A 9,753-nucleotide genomic window follows, 5' to 3' on the forward strand; every position below is an offset into this window, starting at 1 on the left:
GAACGCCGCAACCGGTTCAGGCGGTTGCCGCCTCCCGCGCGCCGCGGCGCTTGCGCACCAGACCGACCACCGGTTCCACGATGCGGGCCGTCACCGGGCCGAGCACCGCCATCAGGAGCACGTACGCCGTCGCCAGCGCCGCCAGCTTCTCGTCCACCGCGCCGGAGGCGACCGTCAGCCCGGCGATGACGATGGAGAACTCGCCGCGCGCCACCAGCGCCGCGCCCGCGCGGGCCCGACCCATCTTGGCGATGCCCTGCCTCTTCGCCGCCCACCACCCGGTCGCGATCTTCGTCAGCGTCGTCACGACCGCCAGCGCCACGGCCACGCCGAGCACCGGCGGGATGGACGCGGGGTTGGTGTTGAGGCCGAACACGACGAAGAACATCGCGGCGAACAGGTCGCGCAGCGGTTCGAGCATGCGGGTCGCGTTCTCCGCCGTGGAACCGGAGATGGCGATGCCCAGCAGGAACGCGCCGACCGCGGCGGACACCTGGAGCTGCGAGGCGATGCCCGCCACCAGCAGCGCCGAGCCGAGGACCTTGAGCAGGAACACCTCGTGGTCGGGACTGTCCACGATGGCCGACACGAACCGGCCGTACTTCAACGCGATCACCAGGACGACGGTGATCGCGGCCAGCGAGATGCCCACCGCGCTCAGGCCGCCGAAGAAGCTCACGCCCGCCAGCAAGGCCGTCAGGATCGGCAGGTACACCGCCATCGCCAGGTCCTCGAACACCAGCACCGACAGCACCACCGGGGTTTCCCGGTTGCCGAGCCGACCGAGGTCGCCGAGGACCTTCGCGATGATGCCGGAGGACGAGATGTAGGTGACGCCCGCCATCGCGAGCGCGCCGACCGGGCCCCAGCCCAGCAGCAGCCCGGCGATCGCGCCCGGCGTCGCGTTCAGCACGATGTCGAGCAGGCCCGCCGTCCACGACTTCTTCAAGCCGGTGACCAGTTCGCTGGCCGAGTACTCCAGGCCGAGCAGCAACAGCAGCAGCACCACGCCGATCTCGCTGGCGAGGTGGGTGAACTCCTCGATGCCGTCCAACGGGATCAGCCCGCCGTGGCCGAAGGCCAGACCGCCGATCAGGTAGAGGGGGATGGGGGAGATGCCGATCTTCCAGGCCACCCGGCCGAGCAGGCCCAAGCCGAAGAAGACCGCCCCGAGTTGGATCAGTGCGATCGCTGTCGTGTGCACGAGTGCTCAGCCACCACCCAGGATCTCGGCGGAGGACGCGAGACCGTCCGACGTGCCGACCACCACGACGAGGTCGCCGCCGGTGAACAGGAAGTCCGGCCGGGGCGAGGGGTGCACGACGCCCGCGCGCACGACGGCGACGATCGACGCGCCGGTGCGGGTGCGGAGCTGGGTGTCGCCGAGTTCCCTGCCGTCGTACCGCGAGCCGGGCACGATCGGGAACTGCTTCGTGTCGATCCCGGTGACCTCGCTGTGCTGGTTCTCCAGGTGCGCCACCAACTGCGGCGCCCCGAGCAGCCCGGCCAGCGTCCCTGCTTCCTGCGGGGTCAGCGGTATGGACGCCGAACACGCGTCCGGGTCGTCGGTCTTCGAGATGATGAACTCGAACTTGCCGTCGCGGTAGGTGATCACCCCGATCCGGCGGCCCGAGCGGATCATGAAGTCCTGGCGGGTGCCGATCCCCGGTAGCGGCGTCACCTCGACGTTCACGGTTGAAGCCTACTTCACGTCGGATGACGGGATCGTCGGCCGCAGTACCGTGCCGACATGACGGGATGGCTTCAGCCTGTGCGGCGCGGGTGGGTCGTGCGCGACCGCGTACCGGGGCCGGACGTGGACGAGTTCGCCGAGCCGGACCAGGTGGTCCGCGCACTGGCCGGTCCCGGCGGCGGCCGGGGCACGCTGCTCGCCGTGCAGCACCCGCACCGCACGCCCGCCGCGCTGGCCGCGGGGACGGGACTGGTGGAGTCGCTGCCGCTGGCCCGCGAAGCGCTCGGGCAGCTCCTGCGCCAGGCGTACCGGCCGGTCTCCGACGTGGTCGCGCCGTACTGGGTGGACGGCCCGGACGGGACGGCGTGCGGGCTGCTCTGCGTGGTCGACCCCGCCGCGGTGGACGCCGACGGCATCAGCCGGGTCCGGCACAGCGAGCAGGTGTACCCCGACGTGGTGGCCGAACGGGCCCGCGTGCTCGCCGGGCTCGGCGTCGCCACCAGCGCCGCGATGCTCGTGCCGGTCGCCCCGCGCGACGAGCTGACCGCGCTGCTGCACGCCGAGTTCGACCACGACCCCGCCGTGTCGCTGGTCGACTCGGGCGGCCGTCGGCACCGCGTGTGGCTCGTCGGTCCCGGCGACGCGCAGGACACCCTCCTGGAGGTCGCCGGGGCGCACCCGCTGCTGGTCGCCGACGGCAACCACCGGGTCGCCGCCGCGGCCGCCGCGGGCCTGAGCGGGCTGCTCGCGCTGGTCACGGCCGGGCCCGCGCTGCGGATCGGGCCGATCCACCGCGCGCTCGTCGACACCGGCCTGTCCGCCGACGACCTGGCCACGGCCTGGCGCGCGCTCGGGCTGCGGGTCGACGACCTGCCCGCCGTGCGGCCACCGGAACCCGGCGTGGTCGTGGTGGTGTGCCCGGACCGGGTGCTGCGCGTCGACCTGCCGACGCCGGGGATCGACCACGCCGCCGTGGAATCCCTGCTGCTGGAGAAGGCGCTCGGCCTGGACCCCGAGAGCCCGCGGGTGCGGCCGGTGATCGACGAGCGGTGGCGGTCGGTCGCGGCCGACGCGGTGCTGCTGGTGGCTCCCGTGCCGCTCGCGGACGTCCTCGCCGTGCACGCGGCGGGGGAGCGGATGCCGCGCAAGAGCACCTACTTCACGCCGAAACCCCGTAGCGGTCTGCTGCTGGCTGACCTCTAGAGTCCTTCGAATGGCGGTACGAGCGATTCGCGGAGCGACCCAGATCGACGCCGACGACCGCGACCAGGTGCTGGAGGCGACAGCCGAACTGGTCCGGGAGCTGTTGGCGCGCAACGGTCTCACCAGCGACGAGGTCATCAGCGTGATCCTCACGGCGACCCCGGACGTCGTGTCCGAGTTCCCCGCGTACGCGGCGCGGAAGGCCGGGTTGGACGACGTCCCGCTGCTGTCGGCGACGGAGATCGCGGTGCCCGGCGCCATGCCGAGGGTGATCCGGCTCATGGCGCACGTGGAGACGGACCTGACCCGTGCCGAGGTGAGGCACGTCTACCTGAGGGGCGCGGCGGCGCTGCGGACCGACCTGAAGCAGTTGTGACGCCTGGGGCGAACGCGGCCGTGCGGGGGGAATAACCCCGCCTGGTGCGGGCGTGACGCTCCACACCAGGCACAATGGGAGCGTGGGCGGCGGCCCGCGTCAACGACATCAGGAGGCAGTCGCGGTGGGACAAGGTGAGCTGCGTGGCGTGGTGGCCCTCGACGGGCCTTCCGGCACCGGCAAGTCCTCCGTGGCCCGCAGGCTGGCGGGCATCCTGGGCGCCCAGTACCTGGACACCGGCGCGATGTACCGCGCCGTGACGCTCGCGGTGCTGCGCGCCGGGGTCGACCCCCTCGACACCGAACGGGTGATTTCGCTCGCCCGCTCGTCGCGCCTGGTGCTCGGCACCGACCCGGCCCACGCGACCACGACGCTCGACGGCCAGGACGTCGGCGCCGAGATCCGCGGCGCGGACGTGACGCTGGCGGTCTCGCCGGTGTCGGCCGTGCGCGAGGTCCGCGAACTGCTCGTCGCCGAGCAGCGCCGCATCATCGCCGAAGCGGACGGCATCGTCGTGGAAGGCCGGGACATCGGCACCGTCGTCGCGCCCGACGCCGAGCTGAAGGTGTACCTGACGGCGTCCGCCGAAGCGCGCGCCCAGCGCCGCACCAGGCAGGACACCGCCGCGGGCCGCGCGGTGACCGTGGACGCGACGCTCGCGGACGTGCAGCGGCGCGACAACTACGACTCGACGCGCGCGGTGTCGCCGCTCCGACCCGCCGACGACGCGGTCGAGCTCGACACGACGACGCTCGACCTCGCGGGCACCGTCGCCGCGCTCCTCGACCTGGTGGACCGGCGCGGCCTCCGGGTGGCGGATCGGGTGACCAGGTGACCGGTCAACTCCCCGACGGGTCGTCGGCGGGGTGGACGGACTTCGGCAGGTGGATCGCGCGGTACCCTTACGCGCTGCCGTTCCGCGTGCGGGTGCACGGCGGTGAGCACGTACCGCCGACGGGCGCGGTCGTGGTCGTGGCCAACCACAGCTCCATGGCGGACGGGCCCCTGCTGTTCGGCGCGCTGCCCCGCCGGGTGGTGTTCCTGATCAAGCAGGAGATGTTCGCCGGCCCACTCGGCTGGTTCCTGCGCAAGATCGGCCAGCTCCCGGTGCGCCGCGGCGTGCCGGACCGGACACCGCTGCTCGCGGCGGTGGAGGTGCTCCGCGCCGGTGGCGTGGTCGGCGTCTTCCCCGAGGGCACGCGCGGCAGCGGCGACGTGGCCGACGCGCAGCACGGGGCCGCGTGGCTGGCCAGGTCGTCGGACGCCGTGGTGCTGCCGGTGGCCTGTCGCGGGACGCTGCGGCCGCCGGGCGCCACCCGGAGGTTCCTGCCCGTGGTCGACGTGCTGGTCGGAAAGCCGTTCGAGCTGCCCCCTGGGAAGGGAAAACAGGCGCTCGACGTTGCCACCGGGCAGGTGCGCGACCGCCTGGCCGCACTGGTGGCCGAACTGGACGATTTTCGCAACAGAAGTCTGAGTGGAGAAGCAAAGTGACGGACTTGGACGGCACGTGGACGGACGAGTCCGACTGGTCGGCGTTCGACGGTGACGGCTCGGGGGACGGCGAGGACGGCGTCGCCGTACCGCAGCCGACGCTCGCCGTGGTCGGACGCCCGAACGTGGGCAAGTCGACCCTCGTGAACCGCATCATCGGCCGCCGCGAGGCGGTCGTTCAGGACGTGCCCGGCGTGACGCGCGACCGCATCGCGTACGACGCGCTGTGGAACGGCCGCAAGTTCACCGTCGTGGACACCGGCGGCTGGGAGCCGGACGCGACCGGCCTCCAGGGCGCCGTCGCCGCGCAGGCCGAGCTGGCGATGGCGGCGGCGGACGTGATCCTGCTGGTCGTGGACACGACCGTCGGCTACACCGCCACCGAGGAAGCCGTGGCCAAGATCCTGCGCCGCTCCAAGCGGCCGGTGCTGCTGGTCGCGAACAAGGTCGACGACGAGCGGCTGCTGGCCGAGACCGCGTCGCTCTGGTCGCTGGGCCTCGGCGAGCCGTGGCCGGTCTCCGGTCTGCACGGCCGCGGCTCCGGCGACCTGCTCGACGCGATCCTGGCCGCCCTGCCGGAGACCCCGCGCGACGACTTCAAGCCCGTCGCGGGCCCCCGCCGCGTGGCGTTGGTCGGCAAGCCGAACGTGGGCAAGTCCAGCCTCCTCAACCGCCTGACCGGCGAGAACCGCTCGGTCGTCGACGCGGTCGCGGGCACCACCGTCGACCCGGTCGACTCCATGGTCGAGCTGGACGACGAGGTGTGGCGCTTCGTCGACACCGCCGGTCTGCGCAAGCGCGTGAACTTCGCCAGCGGCGCCGAGTACTACGCGTCGCTGCGCACCAAGGCCGCGATCGACTCGGCCGAGGTCGCGATCGTGCTGCTCGACGCGAGCGAGCCGATCAGCGAGCAGGACCTGCGCGTGCTGACCATGGCCGTCGAGTCCGGCAAGGGCATCGTGCTGGCCATGAACAAGTGGGACCTCGTGGACGAGGACCGCCGCAAGGAGATGGTCCGCGAGCTGGAACGCGGCCTCGTGCGCGTGCCGTGGGCGGAGACGGTGAACATCTCCGCGCTGACCGGCCGCGCCGTCCGCAAGCTGGCCCCGGCCCTGCGCACCGCGCTGGCGTCGTGGGACACCCGCGTCCCGACCGGCAAGCTCAACTCGTGGCTGACGGCCCTCATCGCCGCCACCCCGCCGCCGGTCCGCAGCGGCAAGCAGCCCAAGGTCCTGTTCGCGACCCAGGCCTCGACCCGGCCGCCGACGTTCGTGCTGTTCACCTCCGGCTTCCTGGAGGCGGGCTACCGCAGGTTCATCGAGCGCAAGCTCCGCGAGGAGTTCGGCTTCGTCGGCAGCCCCGTCCGCGTCTCCGTGCGCGTCCGCGAGAAGCGCGGCTTCAGCGGCAAGCCCGGTGACAAGCGCGGCAAGGGCGGCAAGAAGTAGCTGTTGCTCCAGGCGGCCGAATGAGGTCTCCTGGGCGACGTGGTGGTGCGATTGGTGCTGGCGGACGACGAGCCCCTGCTCAGGCGGGGGCTCAAGGTCCTGCTGGAGACCGACGACCGCATCGAGGTCGTCGCCGAGGCGTCGGACGGCGCCGCCCTGCTGGACGTGGTCGCCCGCGTTCACCCGGACGTGGTGCTGGTTGACGTGCAGATGCCCGTCGTCGACGGCCTGGAGGCCCTGCGCCGCCTCCGCGACCTGCCCGACCCGCCGGTGGTCGCGGTCCTGACCACGTTCGACCTGGACGACTACGTCGCCACCGCGCTGGACCTCGGCGCACAGGGCTTCCTGCTGAAGGACGCCGAACCGGACGCCCTGATCAGAGCCGTGCTCGACCTCGCGGCGGGCGGCGCCGTCCTGGACCCCAGGATCACCGCCCGCCTCCTGCCCAGGCTGCGCGGCTCCGGCCTGCGCGAGAACCACCAGGTGGCAGGCCTCACCGGCCGTGAACGCCAGGTGCTGGCCCTGCTGGCCGACGGCCAGCCCAACGCCGCCATAGCCCTCAACCTCGGCCTCACCGAGGCCACCGTGAAGAGCTACGTCTCCGCGCTCCTCACCAAGCTGGGCGTGGACAACCGCGTCCAAGCGGCCCTCGTGGCCCAACGCGCCAACGGCGTCTCGTGGTGACCTGGCGCCGCGCGGCCCTGGAACTGCCGACCATCGGCGTCCCCGCGGCCATGGTCCTCATGGCGGGCACCTACCCGTTCACCTGGTCCGTCCCCACCGCCCTGGCCGCCTGCCTGGCCCTGCCGCTGCGCCACAGGTGGCCCTGGCTGGCCACCGTGATGTGCCTACCGGCCCTCTGCGGCGGCCTGGGCTGGCCCCCGGCCGTGATCGCCTTCTACCGCACCGGCCGCCACACCCGCTCCCCACGAGTCGCCCTGACCTGCGTCCTGCTGGCCACCGCCGTCCCCACCACGTTCGTAGCCCTCAACGAGCGCCTACCCCTCAACCAACTGCTGCTCACGCTCGCCTACACGTTCTTCATGTCCGCCGCCCCGGCCGCCATAGGCGCCCTGATCACCGCCAGACAGGACCTGACAACCAGCCTCGCCGAAACCGCCAGGGCCCGCGAAGCCGAGCTGGAAGCCCGCGAGGCCACCGCCAGGGCCTCGGAACGAGCCAGGATCGCCAGGGAGATCCACGACGCCGTCGGCCACCACGCCACCCTCATAGCCGTCGAATCAGCCGCACTGGCAGCCACCACCACCGACCAGCACACGAAGGACACGGCACTTCGCGTACGCGGCCTGGCAAAGGAAACCCTCACAGAAATGCGCGCCGCCCTGGGCCTCCTCAACGCCCCACGAGAACCCGCCCAGGGCTACCTCGACCTACCCAACTTGATCAACCGCGCCCGCGCAGCAGGCCTACCGGTCGACTACACCAACCACGCCCGCACCACCCCCACCCCAGCGGTAGGCCGCGCCATCTACCGCGTAGTCCAAGAAGCCTTGACCAACGTCACCAAACACGCCCCCAACGCCCCCGTGCAGATCCACCTGACCCGCCAGTCCCACTCCATCCACATCACCGTCACGAACACCGCCTCCCCAAACCCCCCACCTCACCAGCACCACGACGGCACAGGCCTACACGGCCTCTCAGAACGCGTAACCACACTCGGCGGCACCTTCACCGCCACCCCAGGCCCGGACGGCGGCTTCAGCGTCGAGGCGACCCTACCGACCGGTAGGACGAAAGTTGACCAAAAAGACTCGACTTATGGCGGTAGTGCACGAAACCCGGCGAACGCATAGTTGCGCTTGTTCGATCGACGGTCGGGGGGCCGATCGGGACCGAGGGGAGCAGAGGCCCGCCACAAGGCGGGCCTCTGCTATATCGGCAGGTCGGACGGTATGTGGGGGGTCGTTTCAAGGGGACGATGGTGGTGCGCTAAGCTTTCCGAGCACCCCGCAAGGGAGTGCGGCCGGGACGTGGCGCAGCTTGGTAGCGCACTTGACTGGGGGTCAAGGGGTCGCAGGTTCGAATCCTGTCGTCCCGACGGTCCGAATCAGCCCGCTGATTCTGGGTAGTAAGCCCAGGTCAGCGGGCTTTTTCGTGCGCGAATAACGATCTTCGCATGATCGCTCGCGGACCCTATTTTCAACATCAACAGGGCCGCAGAAGGAGCGAAAAAGGAGCGAGCCGCTCCAGACTTTTGCCAGCGGGCAAATGTGGTCACCCCAAACGGGTGATTCGCCGCAACAGCGCGGAAATGTCACCCGTTGGCGTGAACCGAGGTGAACGAGCCTCAAGTGACGTTGAATGAAAACCCTGCCACGGTTCGTGGACCGGCTGGCAGCGGACCGTCGTTCCTTGCGCACGTCGTGCCCGGCGACGTCGTGTGCACGCAGTGCTGTCGTCGCCATTTCGACAGCAACTACGGCAGGTGTCGATCGATCCAGTGCAGCGCGCCGCCGATAATCCGACGTTCGTGCCAGCCCTTCCTGATCACCACCGACCGGACAGTTCCCACGATCGCCCGCAGCCTGGCTCCGACCGTCGGATGATTCTGGTCATAGCGCTCGACCGCCCGCCGGTGCAGCGACTGCGCGCACGTCCGGCAGACGCCCACCTCCGGATGTGTTCCCAGCCGTGTCAACTCGGCCTCCGCGTACTCCCCGCCGCAGCACCAGCACTCGGTCGCTGAAGCACTTGTGTTGTCGGATTGGGTGCTCATCACTCACCTTCGCGCGGCAGTCGACGCCCGAACATGTCGGTGTGTCCATTGGGAGCCTGTGCCTGGGGCGTGCCATTGCTTGGCTTGGGAGATTGTGTCGTGGTCACTGCAAGGCTGATGTGTTTTCGCTCAGGTGATTCTCGGTCATCGAAGGCGGACAACACGTGGTCAGGTGATCCTGCAGTTCGGCCAGCGCGGCCGTGATGCCTGCCGGGTCGGCGCGGTAGTACACGGTCTTGCCCTCGCGGCGTGACGCGAGCAATCCCCCTTGGCGCAGAAGAGAAAGCTGCTCGGACGCGGTCGACTGGGCGATCGACAGGCGTTCGGCGACCTCTCCCACGGTCAACTCGGCGCCGCCGCCGAACTGCAGCATCACCTGCTGCCTGCTCTCGCTGGCAAGTGCCTTGAGGAACCGGCGCGTCGTCTCGCCCAGTTCGACTCCTGCATCGCTGGTCACCGAGCTAGTCTGGCAAACGTATCGTCATATCGCGAATATCCGATATGGTGCCGCGCATGACAGAGATCGACGTGCTCGTGATCGGTGGTGGCCAATCAGGGCTGGCCGCTGCCCATGCCGTGAAAGCCGCAGGTGGCAGTCCAGTGGTGCTCGAAGCAGGGGAGCGTCCAACCGGTTCATGGGCGCGGTACTACGACAGCCTCACCCTGTTCTCGCCCGCGAAATACAGTGAGCTGCGTGGCCTGGCCTTCGGCGGCGACCCGGACCGCTACCCCCACCGCGACGAGGTCGTCGACTACCTGGCCCGCTACGCCACACGGATCGATGTCGACATCCGCACCCACCATC

The 9,753-nt window shown here is 70.7% G+C and carries 12 protein-coding genes and 1 tRNA gene; 9 read left to right on the forward strand and 4 right to left on the reverse strand.

Annotation, left to right across the window (positions count from 1 at the left end):
- Window positions 1-16 precede the first annotated feature (16 nt).
- Entirely contained in the window at window positions 17-1,204 is a 1,188-nt protein-coding gene (locus tag NZH93_RS38840; protein ID WP_259628303.1) for a cation:proton antiporter, read from the reverse strand.
- A gap of 6 nt (window positions 1,205-1,210) precedes the next feature.
- Window positions 1,211-1,693 carry a cation:proton antiporter regulatory subunit gene (locus tag NZH93_RS38845; protein ID WP_259628304.1) on the reverse strand — a complete coding sequence of 161 codons (483 nt, stop codon included), beginning with the start codon at window positions 1,691-1,693 and terminating at the stop codon, window positions 1,211-1,213.
- A gap of 57 nt (window positions 1,694-1,750) precedes the next feature.
- Between NZH93_RS38845 and NZH93_RS38850 the strand changes: the two genes are divergently transcribed.
- The 8 genes from NZH93_RS38850 (at window position 1,751) to NZH93_RS38885 (ending at window position 8,270) form a co-directional block, all read left to right on the forward strand.
- Window positions 1,751-2,896: a DUF1015 family protein gene (locus NZH93_RS38850; RefSeq protein ID WP_259628305.1), complete on the forward strand. Its 1,146-nt coding sequence runs from the start codon at window positions 1,751-1,753 to the stop codon at window positions 2,894-2,896.
- Between the two features lie 10 nt (window positions 2,897-2,906).
- On the forward strand, window positions 2,907-3,272 hold the full coding sequence (gene aroH / locus NZH93_RS38855) for a chorismate mutase (protein ID WP_259628306.1): 366 nt from the start codon (window positions 2,907-2,909) through the stop codon (window positions 3,270-3,272).
- 124 nt (window positions 3,273-3,396) lie between these two features.
- Entirely contained in the window at window positions 3,397-4,107 is a 711-nt protein-coding gene (gene cmk / locus NZH93_RS38860; RefSeq protein WP_259628307.1) for a (d)CMP kinase, read from the forward strand.
- Window positions 4,104-4,763: a lysophospholipid acyltransferase family protein gene (locus NZH93_RS38865; RefSeq protein ID WP_259628308.1), complete on the forward strand. Its 660-nt coding sequence runs from the start codon at window positions 4,104-4,106 to the stop codon at window positions 4,761-4,763. The genes cmk and NZH93_RS38865 overlap by 4 nt, the downstream gene beginning before the upstream one ends.
- On the forward strand, window positions 4,760-6,208 hold the full coding sequence (gene der / locus NZH93_RS38870) for a ribosome biogenesis GTPase Der (protein ID WP_259628309.1): 1,449 nt from the start codon (window positions 4,760-4,762) through the stop codon (window positions 6,206-6,208). The genes NZH93_RS38865 and der overlap by 4 nt, the downstream gene beginning before the upstream one ends.
- A 42-nt stretch (window positions 6,209-6,250) precedes the next feature.
- The gene (locus NZH93_RS38875) at window positions 6,251-6,892 is read left to right on the forward strand and encodes a response regulator (protein ID WP_259628316.1); all 642 of its coding nucleotides are present in this window, start codon (window positions 6,251-6,253) and stop codon (window positions 6,890-6,892) included.
- A complete protein-coding gene (locus NZH93_RS38880; protein ID WP_259628310.1) occupies window positions 6,889-8,025 on the forward strand; it encodes a sensor histidine kinase in 1,137 nt (378 codons plus the stop codon). Before NZH93_RS38875 ends, NZH93_RS38880 begins: the two co-directional genes overlap by 4 nt.
- Window positions 8,026-8,196: 171 nt before the next feature.
- Window positions 8,197-8,270, forward strand: a tRNA-Pro gene (locus NZH93_RS38885).
- Between the two features lie 378 nt (window positions 8,271-8,648).
- On the opposite strand, the gene NZH93_RS38890 is transcribed toward NZH93_RS38885, so the two are convergent.
- Both NZH93_RS38890 and NZH93_RS38895 read right to left on the reverse strand, forming a co-directional pair.
- Window positions 8,649-8,948 (reverse strand): hypothetical protein, encoded by a 300-nt coding sequence (locus tag NZH93_RS38890; RefSeq protein WP_259628311.1) that lies wholly within the window; start codon window positions 8,946-8,948, stop codon window positions 8,649-8,651.
- Window positions 8,949-9,051: 103 nt separating this feature from the next.
- Window positions 9,052-9,405, reverse strand: coding sequence for an ArsR/SmtB family transcription factor (locus NZH93_RS38895; RefSeq protein WP_259628312.1), 354 nt, complete (start codon window positions 9,403-9,405; stop codon window positions 9,052-9,054).
- A gap of 56 nt (window positions 9,406-9,461) precedes the next feature.
- Here NZH93_RS38895 and NZH93_RS38900 point away from each other — a divergent pair.
- Window positions 9,462-9,753: NAD(P)-binding domain-containing protein (locus NZH93_RS38900; protein ID WP_259628313.1), on the forward strand; the 292-nt coding region annotated here is incomplete at its 3' end.

This window comes from Umezawaea endophytica (assembly GCF_025061645.1).
Taxonomy (GTDB): Bacteria; Actinomycetota; Actinomycetes; order Mycobacteriales; family Pseudonocardiaceae; genus Umezawaea; species Umezawaea endophytica.